The organism is Deinococcus gobiensis I-0, from assembly GCF_000252445.1.
GTDB classification, from domain to species: Bacteria; Deinococcota; Deinococci; order Deinococcales; family Deinococcaceae; genus Deinococcus; species Deinococcus gobiensis.
On sequence record NC_017790.1, the window covers coordinates 649,161 to 668,565 of the forward strand.

The 19,405-nt window shown below is 70.1% G+C and carries 14 protein-coding genes; 11 read left to right on the top strand and 3 right to left on the bottom strand.

Going from position 1 to position 19,405, the window contains the following annotated elements; translation table 11 throughout:
* Positions 1–6 precede the first annotated feature (6 nt).
* Positions 7–903 (top strand): phage tail protein, encoded by an 897-nt coding sequence (locus DGO_RS03035; RefSeq protein ID WP_043800808.1) that lies wholly within the window; start codon positions 7–9, stop codon positions 901–903.
* Between the two features lie 224 nt (positions 904–1,127).
* On the opposite strand, the gene DGO_RS23745 is transcribed toward DGO_RS03035, so the two are convergent.
* Positions 1,128–1,445 (bottom strand): hypothetical protein, encoded by a 318-nt coding sequence (locus DGO_RS23745; protein ID WP_169330987.1) that lies wholly within the window; start codon positions 1,443–1,445, stop codon positions 1,128–1,130.
* A gap of 86 nt (positions 1,446–1,531) precedes the next feature.
* Between DGO_RS23745 and DGO_RS03045 the strand changes: the two genes are divergently transcribed.
* The 4 genes from DGO_RS03045 to DGO_RS03060 all read left to right on the top strand — a co-directional run bounded on the left by DGO_RS03045 (position 1,532) and on the right by DGO_RS03060 (position 9,513).
* Entirely contained in the window at positions 1,532–2,872 is a 1,341-nt protein-coding gene (locus DGO_RS03045; RefSeq protein ID WP_043800811.1) for a deoxyribodipyrimidine photo-lyase, read from the top strand.
* Between the two features lie 86 nt (positions 2,873–2,958).
* Complete coding sequence (locus tag DGO_RS03050; protein WP_014684018.1) at positions 2,959–7,170, top strand: protein kinase domain-containing protein; 4,212 nt, start codon at positions 2,959–2,961, stop codon at positions 7,168–7,170.
* A gap of 81 nt (positions 7,171–7,251) precedes the next feature.
* Positions 7,252–7,824, top strand: coding sequence for a CIS tube protein (locus tag DGO_RS03055; RefSeq protein ID WP_014684019.1), 573 nt, complete (start codon positions 7,252–7,254; stop codon positions 7,822–7,824).
* A gap of 6 nt (positions 7,825–7,830) precedes the next feature.
* Positions 7,831–9,513, top strand: a complete 1,683-nt coding sequence (locus tag DGO_RS03060) for a VgrG-related protein (RefSeq protein WP_043800813.1) — start codon at positions 7,831–7,833, stop codon at positions 9,511–9,513.
* 34 nt (positions 9,514–9,547) lie between these two features.
* On the opposite strand, the gene DGO_RS03065 is transcribed toward DGO_RS03060, so the two are convergent.
* Positions 9,548–10,438 (bottom strand): SDR family oxidoreductase, encoded by an 891-nt coding sequence (locus DGO_RS03065; protein ID WP_014684021.1) that lies wholly within the window; start codon positions 10,436–10,438, stop codon positions 9,548–9,550.
* Between the two features lie 141 nt (positions 10,439–10,579).
* Here DGO_RS03065 and DGO_RS03070 point away from each other — a divergent pair, with 141 nt between their 5' ends.
* Positions 10,580–11,152: a TetR family transcriptional regulator gene (locus DGO_RS03070; RefSeq protein WP_014684022.1), complete on the top strand. Its 573-nt coding sequence runs from the start codon at positions 10,580–10,582 to the stop codon at positions 11,150–11,152.
* A gap of 85 nt (positions 11,153–11,237) precedes the next feature.
* Here DGO_RS03070 and DGO_RS03075 read toward each other — a convergent pair whose 3' ends face one another.
* Positions 11,238–13,259 carry a glycosyl hydrolase family 18 protein gene (locus DGO_RS03075; protein ID WP_083847185.1) on the bottom strand — a complete coding sequence of 674 codons (2,022 nt, stop codon included), beginning with the start codon at positions 13,257–13,259 and terminating at the stop codon, positions 11,238–11,240.
* A 492-nt stretch (positions 13,260–13,751) separates the two neighbouring features.
* On the opposite strand from DGO_RS03075, the gene DGO_RS03080 reads away from it, so the two are divergent.
* From DGO_RS03080 to DGO_RS03100, 5 genes are all read left to right on the top strand, one after another.
* Entirely contained in the window at positions 13,752–14,615 is an 864-nt protein-coding gene (locus DGO_RS03080) for a MurR/RpiR family transcriptional regulator (RefSeq protein WP_043803012.1), read from the top strand.
* Positions 14,616–14,636: 21 nt separating this feature from the next.
* A complete protein-coding gene (locus tag DGO_RS03085) occupies positions 14,637–15,902 on the top strand; it encodes an ABC transporter substrate-binding protein (protein ID WP_014684024.1) in 1,266 nt (421 codons plus the stop codon).
* 173 nt (positions 15,903–16,075) lie between these two features.
* Complete coding sequence (locus tag DGO_RS03090) at positions 16,076–16,987, top strand: carbohydrate ABC transporter permease (RefSeq protein WP_014684025.1); 912 nt, start codon at positions 16,076–16,078, stop codon at positions 16,985–16,987.
* Positions 16,984–17,871 (top strand): carbohydrate ABC transporter permease, encoded by an 888-nt coding sequence (locus DGO_RS03095; protein WP_043800815.1) that lies wholly within the window; start codon positions 16,984–16,986, stop codon positions 17,869–17,871. The genes DGO_RS03090 and DGO_RS03095 overlap by 4 nt, the downstream gene beginning before the upstream one ends.
* The gene (locus DGO_RS03100) at positions 17,868–19,367 is read left to right on the top strand and encodes a glycoside hydrolase family 3 N-terminal domain-containing protein (RefSeq protein ID WP_043800818.1); all 1,500 of its coding nucleotides are present in this window, start codon (positions 17,868–17,870) and stop codon (positions 19,365–19,367) included. The genes DGO_RS03095 and DGO_RS03100 overlap by 4 nt, the downstream gene beginning before the upstream one ends.
* The last annotated feature ends 38 nt before the right edge of the window (positions 19,368–19,405 follow it).

Consider the following 19,405-nt stretch of genomic DNA (forward strand, 5'->3'; position numbering starts at 1 on the left):
CGGGCCATGAGTGGCCGCCTGTTCGTGCAGTACCAGGGAGAGACCGTCCGGGTGCTGAACCTGGAGATGTCGCTGCTGTCGGTGGGCCGCACGCCCGACAACGGGCTGGCGCTGCGCGACCCCTCGGTCGCCATCCGGCACGCCGAGGTGCGGCTGCTCTCGGGGCAGTTCGTGATCACCGACCTGGGCAACGGCGAGACGTACATGGCCGGGCGGCGGCTGATGCCCTTCCAGCCGCAGGTGCTCGCGGAAGGTACCCTCATCCAGATCGGTCCCTACGTGCTGGCCTACGCGCCCGGCGAGGACGCGCTGCCCGAACCGCCCGAGCCGGAGCCGCTGCCCGAGCTGACCTTCACGGCGCTGCCGCTCGCCCCGGCCCGGACGCCCTGGCCCGCGAAACCCGAGACCAAACCCGCGAGCGCGTACCTGGACTACCTGCCCGCACTGTTCACCGAGTCGGACTTCCTGGGCCGTTACCTCCTGATCTTCGAGACGCTGTGGGAGCCGCTGCAACGCCGCCAGGAGCATATCGAGATGTACTTCGCGCCCGGCACGGCCCCGGCCGAACTGCTGGACTGGCTCTCGTCGTGGCTGGGGCTGGCCCCCGACCCGCACTGGCCCGAGAGCCGCAAGCGGCTGTGGGTGCGCGAGGCCATGAGCCTGCTGCGCTGGCGCGGCACGCCCTACGGCCTGCGGCGCATCGTGGAACTGGGCTGCGGCGTCACGCCACAGATCGAGGAGGACCCCGCGCGCCCCTACCACGTGCGGGTGCTGCTGCCCGATCCCGAACCGGCGGGCCTGACCGACGTGACCCGTGACAGCGCCCGGCAGCTCGTCGCCCGGCACATGCCTGCGCATGTCGTGTACGAGATCGTGTTCGTGCCCGCTCCGGCCGCCGACTGAGGCGACACCGGGGACTGAGGCGGCACCGGGGACTGCCGGACAGGAACCGGGCGGGCCACTCCCCATCTCCCAGGTACATGAAGTGGGGTCGCCTCTGTGCGGCGCGGGCAGACCGCTTCTGGGAATACGCGAGTGCCGTGTGCCTTTTCAGCGGTCCAGAAGGCACCCCCCGGCCTGACCCTGCCCAGCAAGCCCCCTCATCCGTCCCCTCGCCCTGTCCGATCTCACCCTCCGGCCTGCCCTTGAATACCTGCCGCGAAGCGCTCATCCAGGTGAGCGGCACCAGCATCAACGTCGTACCGGCAGGCCACGGCTTCGGCGGCATAGTGATCTCCCGGATGGCTGGGGCAGTTCCGGGAAAGCTTGGCAGGCCGATCTGTCTCGCGGCCCTGAAATCCGGGAACGGCGAGCGCCAGGAGCACGCCACCAGCGCCGGCTTCCGGCAGACCGTGGGAAGGCGCGTCTCCTTCGCCGAGAGCGGGACGCTCGACACCTCGCATCTGCCCTTCGTCTCGCAGCCCGCCGTCCTGGCCCAGACCCATGAAAGGCCACAAATGCCCGCAGGCGGTCGCCCAGACTGTAGGAGTCCCCGCTGGGCCGCCCCCTCGCCCGACCCTATGATCGCCCCGTGATTCACGACACCCGCGTCTCGGCCCTGAACCGGCACTCCGAACACCCCGGCGGCGACCACGTCCTGCTGTGGGTCCAGGCCAGCGTGCGGGTGCGGGACAACCACGCCCTGGAATACGCCGTGCAGGCCGCCAACCGACTGAAGCTGCCGCTGGTGGCGGTCTTCGGCCTGACCCCCGGTTACCCCGAGGCGAACGCGCGGCACTATCTCTATCTTCTGGAGGGTCTGCGGAACCTGCGCGCAGGGCTGGAAAAGCGGGGCGTGCCGCTCCGCGTCGCCCTGGGCGACCCGGTGACGGAGGTAAAGAAGGCGGCGCGGGCGGCGGCCCTGGTCGTCACCGATCTGGGCTACATGCGCGTCCAGCGGCAATGGCGGGACGACCTGGCGGCGGCGCTGAAAGTGTCCCTGGTCGCGGTCGAGTCGGAGGCGGTCGTGCCTGTGCGGGTCGCCAGCCCCAAGCAGGAATACGCCGCGCGCACCATCCGCCCCAAGATCCACCGGCTGTGGCAGGACTATCTGGTGCCGCTGGACACCCATGACCTGGCCCACCGGGCAGACGACTGGGACCCCGGCGAGGCGGTGGATGACCCGGCGGCCCTCGCGGCGCGCCTGCCCATCGACCAGAGTGTCGGCGCGGGCCACGAGACGGGGGGCGAGGCGGCGGCCCTGGCGCGGCTGGAGGAGTTCATCGCCCACGACCTCGCGCACTACCACGAGCGGCGCAACGACCCCACCATCGACGGCAGCAGCCGCCTGAGCGCCTACCTGCACTACGGGCACCTCTCGCCGCTGACCGTCGCCCTGGCCGCGCTGGACCACCCGGGGCCCGGCACCGACGCCCTGCTCGAAGAACTGGTCGTGCGCCGCGAGCTGAGCTTCAACTTCTGCTGGTACAACCCGGACTACGACCGCTACGAGGGCGTGCCCGACTGGGCGCGCAAGACGCTGGAGGAGCACGAGGACGACCCCCGCCCGGCGCACTACACGCCCGAGCAGCTCGACCGGGGCGAGACGGAGGACCCCTACTGGAACGCCGCCCAGCGCCAGATGGTCCAGACCGGGCGGATGCACAACTACATGCGGATGTACTGGGGCAAGAAGCTGCTGGAATGGAGCGCTGGCCCCCGCGAGGCCCACGCGACCATGCTGGCCCTGAACAACCGCTACGAGCAGGACGGCCGCGACGCCAACAGTTTCGTCGGCGTGAGCTGGGTGCTGGGCCTGCACGACCGCCCCTGGGCGCGCCACCCCGTCTTCGGTACGGTGCGCAGCATGAGCGCCTCCGGGCTGCGGCGCAAATTCGACATGGAGGCGTACGTAAAGGCCTGGGTGAAGTGACCGGAGGTCCCCCCGCGCCCTGCCCGTTTTGCTCCCCGGGCCGCGCCGAAGTCGGCTAGACTGCTGGCTATGATCGGAGGGCGGCCATGAGTGCCACGGGCACGATCTTTGAAGGCTTCCGGCTGCTGCGGCCGCTGGGGCAGGGGTGGCTCGGGCAGGTCTTCACGGCCCAGAACCTCGACGGGGCGGGCGTGCAGGCGCTGCGCGTCGTGTCGCCCGAACTCGTGGCGCAGCCGGGGGTCATGACCCAGTTCCGGCGGCTGTTCGCCAAGTGGCGGCGGCTCTCGCACCCGAACGTGCTGCTGCCCGACGACCTGCTGGAACGCGAGCAGCACGTCATGTACGCCATGCCTCTGGCCCAGAGCGGCAGCGTGCGCCAGCTCTTGCAGTCGCAGGTGCGCTCGGGCGAGTTCCTCGACCTGCTGGTCGCCGTGGACCTCGCGCGGCAGGCGGCGGGCGCGGTCGCCTACGCACACGAACACAACCTGATGCACGGCGACCTCAAGCCCGAGAACCTCCTGCTGACCCCGGCGCGAGCGCTGCTGGGGCGCCGGGCCTACGGGGTGCTGGTCTCCGACTTCGGGGTGGCCGAGCTTCAGGCCTTCACGCACGGCACGCACGACCGCCAGATCATGAGCGCGCCCGCCTACATGGCCCCCGAGCAGTTCCGGGGCGTACGCAGCGAGACGCGCAGCGACCTGTACGCGCTGGGCGTCATCCTGTACGAACTGCTCACCAACCTCGTGCCCTTCGAGACGCGCGACCTCGCCGAGGCGATGGACAAGCACCAGCACGTCGCGCCGATCCCGCCGGGGCAGATCCGCTACGACATTCCCTCCGAGCTGGAGGAGGTCGTGCTGACCTGCATGGCCAAGGCGCCGCAGGACCGCTACCGTACGGCGGCCGAACTCGAAGAGCAGCTCCAGCGCGTGATGAATACCCTGCTGCCGCAGGGGCCGCAGCCGACCGTGGTGCTGCCGGACATCCCCGAGCCGCCCGCGCCGCGCATCGAGCCGCTGCGCGACCGCAAGCCCTACGCCCGGCTCCAGATCTGCGACGCGGCCGGGCAACTGCTGCGCGTCGAGCCGCTGACCGGCGACGTGGTGACCATCGGGCGCGCGCCGGGCAACTCCATCGTGCTGGAGCACGCGGGCGTGTCGCGCCACCACCTCAGCCTGGACCTGGGCGACGAGGGCGAGGTGCACGTCACCGAACTCGGCTCGACGAACGGCACCACCCTGGGCGGCGAGGCGCTGCCGTTGCGGGAGGCCCTGCGCTGGCCCGACGGCGGCGTGCTGCGGGTCGAGCCCTTCTGGCTGCGCCTTCAGCCGCCGCAGCGCGTGGTGCAGCAGGCGCGCATCGCCCTGCTCGTCGAGGACAACGACCTGACGCTGGACCCCGGCGCGACCGTGCTGCTGCCGGTCAAGCTCTCGAACACCGGGCGCACGGTGGACCACTTCCGGCTGGAGGTCGAGGGCGTACCGGCCGAGTGGGTCCAGAATCTCTACCACGAGGTGCAGCTCAACCCCGGCATGTCGGGCGAGACCACCCTGAAGGTCCAGGTGCCGCGCGTGCCCACCTCGCGCGCCCAGACCTACGACGTGCGCGTCATCGCGCGCAGCCGCGAGAACCCGGCCGAGTACGGCACCGCGCCGATGAAGTGGACGGTCCAGCCCTTTACCGAGACCGTCACCGAGTTCAAGCCGGTGCGGCGCAGCGCGTGGCGGCGCACGCACTACCAGCTGCACATGGTCAACGTCTCGAACGTCGCCGTGACCTACGCGCCCACGGTGGGCGACGACGAGGGCGAGGTGAAGCTCGAGGCGCCCTGGAGCCAGATTCAGGTGCCCGCGAGCGGCAACCTCTCCAACGTCATTCCGGTGCGCACCATCGCCTACAACTACATGATGCGGCTGCGCGAGGGCATCGGGAAGGTGCGCGTCACCGGCCTGCCCGAGACGCTGACGCTGGAGCCGGGCGCTGCCTACGACCAGCGGCTCGACGTGCGGCTGCCCATGCGCTGGATCGCCGCGCCGCGCCCGCGCACCCTGCAATACCACCCCAACCCCGACACGGGCGTGGACCGGGCGACCAACCTATCGCTGCTGCACCTGCCCCTGATTCCGCTGTGGGCGCTGCCCATCGCGCTGCTCGCGGCGCTGGGGCTGGGCTTCTGGCTGTTCCAGGAGCCGCGCGTGGTCGTGACCGTCGATCCCCAGAGCCCGGTGGTGGGCCAGCCCTTCACCCTCAAGTTCCAGTCGCAGAACGCCACGCGCATCGACGTGCAACCTTTCGGCAAGACCGTGACGAACACCAACGGCACCCTGCTCGTACCCCAAGGCGTCAAGGAGCCGACCAACGTGCAGCTCATCGTGCACGGGCGCATCCGCAACACGCAGGCCAGCGTGCAGGTGCAGCCCAAGGTGCTCGCGCCGGTCCTGAGGACCTTTACGGTCACGCCCCAGAACATCACGCCGGGGCAGCAGGCCACCGTCCGCTGGGACGTGGAGGGCGTGCAGGAGGTCAACATCGAGCCGCTGGGCACCGTGCCCGCCAAGGGCGAGCAGCGCTACACGGTCGAGGCCGACACGACCTTCCGGCTCAGCGCCAGCAACGGGGGCGGGCAGGTGGACCGCGCCTACCCGGTCAAGGTGCTGCCGGCGGCCATCGAACTGTTCCAGATCGAGCCGGCCGAGGCGGCGGTGGGCCAGACGGTCACGCTGCGCTGGCGGGTGCGCAATGCCCAGAGCGTGACCCTGGAGCCGCTGGGCAGCGTCGCCAGCAGCGGCCAGACGAAGTGGCAGGTCAAGGGCGAGCAGGCCTTCGTGCTGCGCGCCAACGTGAGCGGCGGCGCGCCCATCAGCTCGACCCAGACGCTGCGGGTGCCCGCCCCCGTCATCGAGACCTTTCAGGTGACGCCCGCGCAGGCGCGCATCGGGGACCCCGTGACCGTCACCTGGAAGGTGCGCAACGCGCCCAACGTGACCATCGACCCGCTCGGCGCGGTCGAGGCCCAGGGCCAGCGCAGTTTCGTGATGGACACGGGCAACCGCGTGTTCCGCCTGCAGGCCAGCAACGGCGCGACCACCACCGAGCAGAGCTACAGCGTGAGCGCCCAGGCGCGCGTGCCCAGCCTGGGCGGGGTGGAGGCCTCGCCGCGCAAGCCCCGCGCCGGATCGCCCGTCACGCTGACATGGTCGAGCCAGGACGCCCAGAGCGTCGAGCTGACCGGGCTGCCGCAGGGCACGCTGTCGCTCTCGCCCTCGGGCAGCACCATCGTCGCCGCGCCGAGCAACAACGCCACCCTGACCTTCACGGCGCGCGGCAACGGGGGCAGCGCGAGCCGCTCGCTGTCGCTGCCGGTGCTGCCAGCGGCCAGCGGCGCGGCGGCCACCCCGCCCGTCACCATCACCACGCCGGTCCGGACGACGCCGGCCCAGGGAAGTGGAACGCAAGGAGGGACCCGCCCCGCGACCACGGCCACGCCCAGCAGCGGCAGCGCGGCGACATCCCGGACCTCCGGCACGGCCCAGAGCGGCGGGACGAGCGCGCAGTCCAGACCCGCGACCGGCACCGGCACTGCGGCGGCCCCGCGCAACGGCCAGACGGCGGGCACCCCGAGCGGTGCGGCCACGGTCAGGACCACGCCGCCGGCGACTCCCGCCGCCCCGGTCGCGCGGCCCCAGATCGTGAGCTTCGGGGCCAGCGCCGCCATCGTCAAGGCCGGGCAGATCACGAAACTGAGCTGGCAGGCCACCGGGGTCAAGACGGTGAAGGTCTTCCCGCAGGGCCTGCCCACCAGCCCCAGCGGCAGCCTCCAGGTCCGCCCGGCGCGCACCACGACCTATACCCTCGTCGCCGGCACCCAGACCCGCTCGCTGACGGTCGTCGTGATTCCGCGCGCGGGGACGCCCACGACCGCCCCCACCGGCAACGCCCCGCAGGGCAGCGCCGCCTCTGCCCCGGCGGCCCCGGCCGCGCAGCCGCAGACCCAGACCCCACCCGCCGCTCCGGCCACAGCCGCCGCACAGACCGCCGTGGGTGCGCGGCCATCCAACGCCGCCACCGTCACCATCGACCGCTTCGAGGCCAGCGAGACGACGGTATCGCGCGGCACCCGCATCACCCTGAGCTGGGACGTGTCGAATTCCAACAGCATCTACCTCACGCCGGGCATCGGCAAACAGTCGGCCAGCGGATCGGTCGAGCGCTCCATCCTGCGCGACACGGTCTTCAAGATCGAGGCGCGGCGCGGCGGGCAGGTCGTGACGCGGCAGCTCACGGTCAAGGTCGAGTGACACCGGGTAGGATGACCCCCACTCCCCTTTCGTCCCCGGCCGCCGTCACCGCGCCGTGACTCTTAATCCAGGAGGACGCCTATGAGCACCGGACCGCTCGTGAAAGCCAAGATCCAGAGCATCGAGGGCAAGAAGATCGAGGTCACCTGCCTGTTCAACCCCAAGGAGTACCAGCTCCAGCGCAGCAACAACTGGGGCTCGGCCGAGAACAGCACCAAGAACGCCTTCGACCTGACCTTTTCGGGGAGCAGCGGCGCGAAGCTGAGCATGCAGCTGTTTTTCGACACCTACCTTCAGGGCCGCGCGCCCGGCTCGTCCGAGGCGCAGGACGTGCGGGTCTACACCGATCCGCTGTGGCAGCTCATGAACATCGACGATACGCTGCGCGACCCCAAGACCCAGAAGGGTCGCCCGCCGCGCGTGCTGTTCACCTGGGGCAAGAACTGGCTCTTCAATGCCGTGATCACCAGCATGCAGCAGCAGTACACCATGTTCACGCCCTCGGGCATGCCGGTGCGGGCGATGGTCACGGTCGAGTTCCAGGAATCGGCCGAGCACCGCACCCTGATGGCCGACGGCACCTCCGCGCGCAGCGAGGCCATCCGTGACGTGGCCGCCAGCGTCGCCGGCGACCTGCGCAAGCGGTTCCGGTAAGGCGCCATGACGCAGCCCCCCACGTCCATCAACCTGCGCGGCGCGGTGCCGCACTTCTACATCCGCATCGACGGGGACCTCGCCACCGACGAGATGCAGAGCCTCGACTCGCTGACCATCGAGAGCAGCCTGCACCTGCCCGACATGGCCTCGCTGGTGCTGCGCGACTTCACGCCGCTGCGTGAAAAGGCGCAGGGCTACCGCTTCGTGGACAACGAGAAGGGCAAGTTCGTGAACGGCAAGTCCCTGACCATCACCATCAAGGTGGGCACCCACGAGGAGGTCAACGTCTTCGACGGCGAGATCGTCGAGGTCGAGGCGCAGCTCTCGGGACACGGCCAGCGCCTGCTCGTGCGGGCTTTCGACCGGCTGCACAAGCTGTCGCGCGGCACCTACACCCGCACCTTCCAGAACGTGACCGACATGGACGTGGTGCGCAAGGTGGCGGGCGAGCTGGGATTGAGCGCCAAGACGGGACCGGCCAATTTCGTGCACGACTATGTGCTCCAGAGCAACCAGACCAACCTGGACTTCCTGCGCGGGCGGGCGGCGGCGCTGGGCTACCTGCTGTTCGTGGACGGCAAGGAGCTGAACTGCGTGCCGGTCGAGAGCATGGGCCACGCGGGCGACCTGCAATGGGGCGTGAACCTCAGCGAATTCACGCCGCGCGTGAGCAGCCTCGACCAGGCCAAGCGGACCACCGTGCGCGGCTGGGACCCGCAGCGCAAGCAGGCGGTCGTGAGCAGCGCGGGCCGGGGCAAGGGCGAGCCGCAGGCCGGGGCCGCCGACGAGGAAGACCTCTCGCAGGAATACACCGAAACCGGGCGCGTGGTCCGCCAGGAAAAGCTGGCCGACGCCTACGCCCAGGGCAGCGCCGACCAGAAGCGCCAGAAGTTCCTGGAGGCCAGCGGCGTGGCGGGGGGCTACCCCAAGATGACGGCGGGCATGACGGTGGCCCTGAAGGGCGTGAGCGAGCGCTTCGAGGGCACCTACACCCTGTCGTCGGTCACGCACCGCTTCCACACCGACAGCGGCTACGTCACCGAATTCACGGTGAGCGGCATGCGCGGCGCCGACCTCGCGCAGACGTTGGCGGGCGCAGGCGGGCGCGGCGAGGCGGGCGGTGGAGGCAAGCAGCCGGGGCTCGTCATCGGCATCGTGACCAACAACGACGACCCCAAGGGGCTGGGCCGGGTCAAGGTGAAGTTCCCCTGGCTGTCGGACAAGCACGAGAGCGACTGGGCGCGCGTGGCCTCGGCGGGGGGGGGTGCGGCGCGCGGAATGGCGTGGCTGCCCGAGGTGGACGACGAGGTCCTGATCGGCTTCGAGCAGGGCGACATGCACCACCCGTACGTGGTCGGCGGCCTCTGGAACGGCGTGGACGCGCTGCCCGAACCCAACAGGAAACTGGTCAAGGGTGGCAAGACGGTACGCCGGGTGCAGTATTCGCGCAAGGGCCACAAGATCATCCTCGACGACAGCGACGACCAGCCCGGGATCACGGTCGAGGACATGAACGGCAACGTCATCCACATCGACAGCCGCACCAACAAGCTCACCATCCGCATGAAGGGCGACATCGAGGTCAATGCCCAGGGCCGCCTCGACCTGAAGGCCCAGACCGGGATCTCCATCGACGGCGGCGCGGGCGCGGTGACGGTCACGGGCACGACCATCAAGCTGAACTGAGGCCAGGCCGGAGCATCGGGCCCCTTCCCCGCCCTCAGGGCCGGAAGTAGTCGCCGCGCTCCAGGTCGTCCATCAGCGGGCGGTGGGTGGGCTCCCAGGCCAGCGTCTCGCGGGTCCACCGGTTGGAGGCGGGCGCGTCCACGCTGAAGAAGTGGCCGAGCCAGCCGAAGTGGGCCGGCGCGTCCTCGGGGGCCACCGACACCACCGGCAGGCCCAGGTGCCGGCCGATGGCCTGGGCGATGTCGCGGGTGGCTATGCCCTCCTCGGCCACCCCGTGCAGCACCGCGCCCGCCGGGGCCGCCTCCAGCGCGAGCCGGAACAGCCGCGCGGCGTCCTGACGGTGCACGGCCGGCCAGCGGTTCTGTCCGTCCCCGATGTAGGCCGAGGCCCCCCGACGCCGCGCCACCTCGACCAGCGTGCGGATGAAGCCGGGGTCGCCCAGGTCGTGCACCGTGGGCGAGAGCCGCACCACCGAGGGACGCACCCCCTGCCCGGCCAGCGCCAGCGTCTGGGCGGCCGACCCGGCGCGCGGGTTGACGGCCGGGTCGGCCACATCCTGTTCGGTCACGACCTGGCCCGGCGCGGCCCCCAGGATGCCCGAGGCGATGACCAGCGGCCGCCCCGTACCCGCCAGGCCCTCACCGAGCGCCGCGATGGCCCCCTGGTCGCTGCGCAGCGCGCCCGCGAAGTCCGAAAAATCGTGCTTGAAGGCGAGGTGGATGACCCCGTCGGAGGCGGCCGCCCCCGCGCGCAGGCTGTCCGGGTCGTCCAGCGAGCCGCGCTGGACCTGCGCCCCGGCCCCTTCCAGCGCGGCGGCGGCCGTGTCCGAGCGGGCGAGGCCCACGACCTCATGCCCGGCGGTGAGAAGCTCGGGGACGACGGCGGAACCGATGAATCCGGATGCACCCGTGACGAAGACGCGCATAGTTCGACCTCCAGAAAAAGACGGCAAGTCCACTGCGGACCCACTCCGATGTCAGTGACTGACATGGATACGCTAGGTCTTCGGCCGCGTGATGTCAACGGCTGACATCACTGAGGGCGTGGGCTCCGCTAGACTCGGCGCATGGCCCGCTGGACCCCCGATGCCCGCAGCCGTCTGGCCAAGGCCGCGCTGGCGCTGTATATCGAGCGCGGCTTCGAACAGACCACCGTCGCCGAGATCGCCGGGCGCGCGGGGCTGACCGAACGCACCTTCTTCCGGCACTTCGCGGACAAGCGCGAGGTCCTGTTCGGCGGGTCGGCGGTGCTGGAGGCGGGTCTGGTCGCGGCGGTCGCCGAGGTGCCGGACGGCTCGCCCCTGGAAATGATGGTGGCCGCGCTGGAGACGGCCGGCAGCTTCTTCGTGGACGACCGCCGCGCCTGGGCGGGCCAGCGTCAGGGGGTCATCGAGGCGAACACCTCGTTGATGGAGCGCGAACTGATCAAGCTACGCGCCCTGGGGGGGGCACTGACCGGCGCGCTGGTCCGGCGCGGCGTCCCGGAGTCGGCAGCGGCCCTGGCGACCCAGGTCGGGCTCGTCGTGTTCTGGCAGGCCTTCGGGCGCTGGTGCCGCGCCGACCATCCGGCCGACTGGGGAGTGACGGTGCGGCAGGTCCATGCCGAAGTGCGGGCGGTGGTGGGCGCCGCGCCCGACTGAACCGCAGGGCACAGGGCGGGCAGGACCCGAGTCCGCTGCCCGCCCTGCGCCCCGCCGGATTCGGAACCCGGCGCTGCTCCCTCCCCTACTTCAGCCCTGCCGCGATGGCCTTCGCCAGCGTGCCCTGCGCGTCGTCGCCGTCGAGCGACCAGGCCATCGCGCCGCCCAGGCCCTTCTGCTTGATGTAGGCCATCTTCGTGGCGATGACCTCGGGGTCGTCGTAGCTCCAGAAAGTGCTGCCGTCGTACTTCCACATCTGCTTGGTGGTCGCGTCGCGGTACACGGTGCCGGGGGCATTCTTGAGCACCTTGAAGTCCTCGTAGCCGGCCTCGTAGGTGCCGCTGGCCGCGCCGGTCGCCGACTGGTACAGGCCGTTATTGGTCGCCGGCACGCCCTTCCAGCCACGCCCGTAGAAGGGAATGCCGACCACCAGCTTGCTCGCGGGCATCCCGGCGTTCAGGAAGGCGGTGACGGCCGTGTCCACCGAGTAGGTGCGGGTCACGCCGGTGCCGGGGTCCTGCGGGCTGGCGTAGAGGTTCGAGTGGAAATTGGTCGGCCCGGTCGCGTCCCAGGCGCCCCGGAAGTCGTAGGTCATGATGTTGACCCAGTCCACCGCCGACCTGTACCCGGCCGGGTCCTGGTTGGCGATCTTGTCGGGACCGCCCGGCGCGGCGATGGTCAACAGGAGGCCGGAGCGCAGGGCGTCGAGCTGGCGCCGGAATTCTTGCAGCAGGAGGGTGAAGTTCTGCTTGTCCTGCGCGCTCACGCCGTTGGTCGGCAGGCCGCCGCCGCCCGGGTATTCCCAGTCGATGTCGATGCCGTCGAACACGCCCGCCGCCGCGCCTGCCCCGCCCGCGCCGTCGCTGACCGGCAGGTTGCCCTTGATGTACACGTCGAGGCAGGAGGCGACCAGGGCCCTGCGCGAAGCGTCGGTGCTGGCCGCCGCGCTGAAATTCCGGCTCCAGGTCCAGCCGCCCAGCGAGATCAGGACCTTGAGGCCCGGATACTTGGCCTTGAGCTTCTTGAGCTGGTTGAAGTTGCCCTTCAGGGGCTGGTCCCACTTGTCGGCCACGCCGTCCACGCTGGTCGCCGCGTCGAAGGACTTGCCGTAGTCGGCAAAAGCGTCGCCGCCGTCCCCGTTGCCGCTCTCGGCGCGGGTCACGATGTTGCAGCGGTAGGTGCCGCCCTCGTTGTACACGTTGCCGAAGGCGTAGTTGATGTGGGTGAGGGTCGCCGCCGTGCCGCTCGTGTCGATGTTCTTGACCTGATAGTTGCGCCCGTAGATGCCCCACTGCGAGAAGTACGCCACCCGCTTGAAACCCGAGGTGCTGGGGGGCGGGGTGGTACCGCCGATGTTCACCGTGACGCTGGCCGCCGCCGTCACCGCGTTGCCCGCCGCGTCGTACGCCTTGGCCGAGTAGGCGCGGCTGCCATTGTCGCTGGCGGTCACGGCGTCGCTCCAGGTGTACGGCGCGCCCATATCGGTCCCCAGCAGGCGCGTGCCCTGGTAGAACTCCACCTTGCTCACACCCACGTTGTCGCTCGCCGTCGCGCTCAGGCTCACGTTGCCCGCTGCCGTCACGGTCGCCGGGCTGGCACTCAGGGTCACGGTGGGCGCTGTGGTGTCACCGCCGCTGGGGGGCGTGGTGGTGCCGCTGCACGCCGTGCCGTTGAGGGTACAGGTGTTCACGCCGCTGAGGGTGCCGCTGCCGTCGTAGTTGACGACGACGCTGCCCCCGGCGGGAATGGTCGCGCCGCCCCAGGTGTTGGGAGTGACGGTGTAGAGGCCGCTGCTGTCCTTGCTGATGCCACCCCCCGCCCCCCAGACGCTACTACCCGCCGCCGCATTGCCGTTGAATTTGAACTTCAGCGTCCAGCCCTGGATCGCCGCCGTGCCGGGGTTGCTTAGGGTGATGCGGCCGGAAAAGCCGGTGTCCCACTGGCTGGTGGCGTCGAAGGTCGCGGTGGGGCCGCTCACCGCCTGCGCCCCCAGCGACGCGGCGGTCGGCGTGCCGGTCTGTGCGGCGGGGGGAGCCTGCCCGTCGCAGGCGGCCAGCACCAGGGCGAGGGTGAGCAGAACCGAACGGGACATCACGAGTCTGGACATGACCGACCTCCGGACCCCACGCGGGGGCACTGACGGGGAAGAACCGGACTGCACGCTGAAAGGAACGAGAATAGAAAATCACAACCCATTTGAAAAAATATGTTGAAAATTTCTATCTGTCTAGACAATGTAAGAAAAATTTTTATTCCTTCGACCTTCGGGAAGTGGTTTTCATGGCAGAGAGGAGGTGGTTTTGTGGCGGCTTCCGATCCGGACGCGGCGCATGGCTCACAGCCGCTCGGCAGCGGGCACTTTTACACGCCCTCAGAGCGATCCAATCCTGCCCCACCGAGCGCACCGACGTAGTTGCGAGCGACCTCTTCCCCACTCACCACTCTCGACCACCCCCACTTGACAAAAATAATTTTCTCCTTAATGCTGAATTGGCAGCAAAGAATTTTCAGTTTTCAGAGGGATGTCTGGCAACCGATCTCGGGCAGGCTGGACCGGTCCCGTTCTCATTCGCCCGTTTCGAGTCTTATGGGAGGTGACATGACGACCTCGCTCTCTTCCTCACCCGCCCTGCCCGGCGGCGCCCTGGGGCGCATCCGCCTCGAAGCCGACCACCTCTCGCCCAGCCTGCGCCGGGTGGCCGACCACGTGCTGCAAGACGCCGACAACGTGGTTCACCAGAACATCACCGAGCTGGCCCTGAGCGTGGGCGTGGGCGAGGCGACCATCACCCGGCTGTGCCGGAAGCTGAATTTCGCAGGCTTCCACGCCTTCAAGCTCGCGCTGGCCGCCGACGTGATGAACCGCACGCCCGCTCCGCCTCCCGGCGGCGACAGCCTGGGTGCCCGCGCCGCCCGGCTGCTGCACTTCACGACCCAGACGCTGGAAAACACGGTGCAGCTGCTCGACGCCCCGGCGGTCGAGCGGGTCGCCACCCACCTGGCCCGCGCGCCGCGCGTGGTGCTGGCCGGACAGGGCAACAGCGGCCTGCTGGCGCAGTATTTCGCCAACCGGCTCATGCGGCTGGGCATCACGGCCACCGTCTCGACCGACCCGCACATCACGGCGGTGGGCATCAGCACCCTGCCGGGCGGCGGCGTGGTCATCGGCCTGAGCAGCAGCGGCAGCACCATCGATACCGTGCAGCACCTGCAACTGGCGCGCAACCACGGCCACTACACGGTCGCGGTCACGCACCGCGCCAGCAGCCCGATCACCCGCTACGCCAGCGACGTGCTGTTCACGGCCGCCCAGGAAGACCCCCTGAGCGACAGCGTGCTCGATACCCTCACGAGCCAGGCCCTGATGCTCGAACTGCTGTACGCGGCCATCCTGCCCAAGCGCCCCGAAGCCCACACCCTGCTGCGCGTCACCGCCGAGTCCGTCGTCGACAAGAAATTCTGAAGTTCCCCCTGGAGGCACCCCATGAAGATGACCCGCCTGATCGCCCTCGGCCTGAGCCTCTCGCTGGGGACGGTCGTGAGTACCGCCGCCGCGCAGCAGAAGGTGGAGTTGCAGTTCTGGACGTGGTATCTGAGCCCCAAGTTCGACGATTACATCAAGACCACCATCGCGGCCTTCGAGAAGGCGAACCCCAACATCACGGTGAAGTGGTTCGACAAGCAGGACAGCATGGTGCAGGACTTCATCTCCAGCGTGAACCTGGGCGGCGCGCCCGACGTGATTAACCTGAACATCGACGAGACGGCCAAGGCGGCCCAGAACGGCTTCCTGCGCGACGTGAGCGCCCTGACGCCGCGCGCGACCCTGACCGCCACCTACTACCCCCAGAGCCTGACCAACTTCAGCTCGGGCGGCAAGGTGTACGGGTACCCCTGGTACGGCTGGCTCAACGAGGGCGTCATGCTCTACAACCCCGACCTGTTCAAGAAGGCCGGCATCACGGCCGTGCCCAGACGCGCGAGCGACCTGCTGACCCTCGCCAAGACCATCAAGGACAAGACCGGGGCCTACGCCTGGGTCCCTGCCCTGAAAGACCCCAACACGGCGTCCTTCCTGGGCTACTTCTACGCCGAGGGCCTGCCCATCTACGACGCGGGCGGCAGGGCGGCCTTCAACACGGCGGCCCACGCGGCGCTGCTCCAGCAGTACGTCAATCTCTACAAGGGCGGCTATATCCCCGAAGACGTGGTGCGGCGCGAGGCCTTCCAGATCGCCACCGAGCTGTACGCGCAAAACCGCGTGGCCCTGATCGTGGGCGGCCCGCAGGCCCTGACCCGCATCAAGGACACCAACCCGGGGCTGTACGCCAAGACGGTCGTGACGGGCGCGCCGCTGGGCAAGGCGGGCGTGCAGACCGGCGGCAGCATGGACCTCGTGGTGCCCGCCGCCAGCAAGCACCCCGCCGAGGCGGCCAAGCTCGCCGCGTTCATGACGAGCAACGCCAGCCAGATCGCCTTCGCCAAGGTGGTGCCGGTCGTGCCCACCACCCGCGCCGCGCAGGGCGACGCCCTGTTCAAGCAGACGGGCAGCGATCCGGTCGCCCGCGCCACCGCCCTCGTCGGTTCGTCGGGCCGCCTCATCAACCCTGGCTACAAGGCGCCCACCAACAGCGACGACCTCTACAAGAACCTGAACGACAACATCGAGGCGGCGCTGCTGGGCCGCAAGACCGCGCAGGCGGCCCTGAACGACTCGGTGGCGTACTGGAACGCGAACATGAAGAAGTAGCGGGCGGTCGGCCTGCCGCGCCTGGGCGGAGCGAGCAGCCGCCCAGGCTCCCGGGCAAGTCCGTAACTGCGGGCCATGTTCTCCCAGTTCCGTCCCCCTCCGTCTCCCGGCCCGCTGCCTGACCGGCTTTTCCTGGTCCGGCAGTGGGCCGCGTCCCTTAAAGGACCCCACCTATGCGCGCCTCCTGGCGAGACACCCTGCTCTCCTACGCCTTCCTGGCCCCGGCCCTGGTGCTGCTGACCCTGTTCACCTTTTACCCGCTCGCCTACGGCTCGTACCTGGGCTTCACCGAGTACGGCGGCGCCCGCTTCGCGCAGGGGCTGGCCCCCAGATGGGTCGGGCTGGACAACTTCCGCACCCTGCTGGCCGACCCGCTGTTCCTGACCTCACTGGGCAACAGCCTGAAGTACCTGCTGGTGGTGCCCGCGCTGCAGCTCGCCTCGCTGGCGGTGGCGGTCCTGGTGAGCCGCGAACTGCCGGGCATGGCCTTTTTCCGCGCGGCGTACTACGTGCCGGTCGTCACGAGCGTGTCGCTCGCCGCCGTGATGTGGGAGTGGGTGTTCAACCGCGAGGGCACGCTGAACTGGGTGCTGGGGGCGCTGCACCTGCTGCCGGCGGGCGGGGCCTTCGGCTGGCTGAACAACGAACACACCGCCTTCTGGGCCGTGATGCTCGTGACCTTCTGGCGCGGCTTCGGGTACTACATGGTGCTGTACCTGGCCGGCCTCCAGAGCATCCCCGCCGAGCTGGAGGAGGCGGCGGTCCTCGACGGCGCGAGTGCGTGGCAGCGCTTCTGGCGCGTGACCGTCCCGATGATGAAACCGACCATCCTACTGTGCTCGCTGCTCTCGACCATCGCGGCGCTGCGGGTGCTGGAGGAGGTGCTGGTACTCACCAACGGCGGGCCGCTGAACTCCACCTACACGGCGCTGATGTACGTGTACTCCAAGGCGTTCCAGGGCTTCAACTTCGACTACGGGCTGGCGAGCGCTGCCGGGCTGGTCGTGGCGGCCGTGGCGCTGCTGCTCTCGCTGGCGAACTTCCGGCTCTTCCGCGAATCCGGCGGCGACGAGGGCCGCGCGTGAGCGCCGTCACCCGCCCCGCACCGCGCACCCGGACCCGCACGCGCCCCGCCGTCTCGCCGCGCAGGGCCGGGCGGCTGGCGCTGCGCTACGCCCTGCTCGTCGGCGTGCTGCTGTTCGCCGTCTTTCCGTTCCTGTGGACCCTGGCGATCGCCCTTACCGACAAGACGGCGGGCGGCAGCATCTACGCCTTCCCGGCCAGCCTGTTTCCGCGCGCGGTCACCCTGAACAACTTCGCGGAGGTATACCGCACCTTCGGGCTGGGCAAGTACATCTGGAACAGCGTGTCGATTACGGCCCTCACGGTGGTCGGTACGCTGGTCGTCTCGGCGCTGGCGGCCTACCCGCTGGCCCGCTTCCGCTTTCCGGGGCGCGGCTTGATCTTCGGCGTGATCGTGGCGACGCTGGTGCTGCCGGGCGAGACCACCTTCATCGTGAACACCCTGACCCTCAAGAAGATGGGCCTGCTGGGCACCCACCTCGGCGTGGTGCTGCCGACCGTCGCCGGGGCCTTCGGGATCTTCCTGATGCGTCAGGCCTTCCTGGCCGTGCCCCAGGCCCTGCTGGAGGCGGCGCGGCTCGACGGCGCGGGCGAGTTCACGGTCCTGACGCGCATCATGCTGCCCCTCACGCGGCCCTCGCAGGCGGCGCTGGGCATCTTCACGCTCGTCACGACCTGGAACGCCTACTTCTGGCCCATGTTGGTGCTCTCGGCCGCGCCCGACAAGCTGCCGCTGTCGGTGGCGGTCCTCAAGCTCAAGGGGCAGTTCAACTACGATCCCTTCAACATCGCCGCCGGGGCCCTGTTCATGATGGTGCCGGTGCTGCTCGTGTTCCTGGCCGCCCAGAAGCTGTTCATGCGCGGGCTGGAAGGGGCCGTCAAGTGACTGGCATCTCGCCCAACCGCACCCTGATCGTGGACCTGCCGGGACCGGACCTCACGCCGGACCAGGGCCGTTTCCTGGCGGCGCACGGTTTCGGGGGCGTCTGCCTGTTCGCCCGCAACATCACGACCCCCGAGCGCACCGCCCGCCTCGTGCGCGACCTGCGGGACGCCCTGGGTCACGACGCGCTGGTGGCGACCGACCAGGAGGGGGGCGCGGTGCTGCGCCGCCTGGACGTGCCGCTCCCCCCCACCCCGCAGGCCCTGGGCGTGATCGGCTCCGGGGCCGCCGCCCGCGAGGCCGGAGCGGTCGCCGCGCGCGGCCTGATCGAGCTGGGCATCAACTGGAACTTCGCCCCCAGCCTGGACGTGAACAGCAACCCGCATAACCCGGTCATCGGGGAGCGGTCCTTCAGCGCCGACCCCGCCGAGGTCGCCCGCCTGGGTGTGGCCTGGGCCCTGGGTAGCGAGACCGCCGGAGTGATGAGCTCGGTCAAGCACTTTCCCGGCCACGGCGACACTGCCCAGGACAGTCACCTCACCCTGCCCACCGTGACCAAGCCGCGTGCCGAGCTGGAGGCCACCGAGTGGCTGCCCTTCCGCGCCGCCGCGCAGGCCGGGGTGGGCAGCGTGATGACTGCCCATATCCTGTACCCGGCGCTGGACCCGCAGCGTCCGGCGACCCTTTCGCCCGCGGCCCTGACGGGGCTGCTGAGGCAGGAGTGGGGTTATGACGGCGTGGTCGTCACCGACGCGACCGACATGCGCGCCATCGCCGACCACTATCCGCGCGGCACGGCCGCCCCGGCGGCGCTGGCGGCCGGGGCCGACGCGGTCCTGAGCTGCGGACACGGCCAGCTCGTGCCCCACGCCGAACACGCGCGGGCCCTGGCGGACGCCCTGGCGGCCCGACAGCTGGACCCCGCACGGGTGGCCGAGGCACAGGACCGTCTGGCGCGGGCGGCGCTCCGCTTTCCGGGCACACCCCGGCCCTACCCGCCTGCGCAACGTGGGGCAGACGAACAAGCGACACAGGACTGGGCTGCCCGCAGCCTGCGCTGGCAGGGCACGCCGCCGGCCCTGGACCCGGCGCGACCGGTACTCCTCCTGGCTCCCGAGTCGGCCGCGCTCGGTGGCCCCTACGGCGATTTCCTGAGCGGCGAGGCGCTGGCGGCCAGCCTGCGTAACGTTTTTCCTCACCTCCAGGTGGCCCTGCATGGCGGCCAGGACGCCAGCGCCGCCGAGGCTCTCCTGGCCCGCTTTCCCGGCGCGCCTGTCCTGCTGGCGACCACCGGCCGCTGGGGTGTCTCGGCGGCCGAGGCCGGGCTGGCCACCGGACTGCGGCGGGACCGGCGACCCGCGCTGCATCTGGCGCTGTGGTCTCCGGAGACGGTAGGCGCGCTGGGTCTGCCCGCCATCGTCACCCACGGCTTCCGCCCCGTGAACCTGCTGGCCCTGAACACCGCGCTCGCTACGCTACGGCTCCATGCGCCACACTGATGCCCCCTTTGCTCCTCTCCGACTGGTCGTGATCTCGC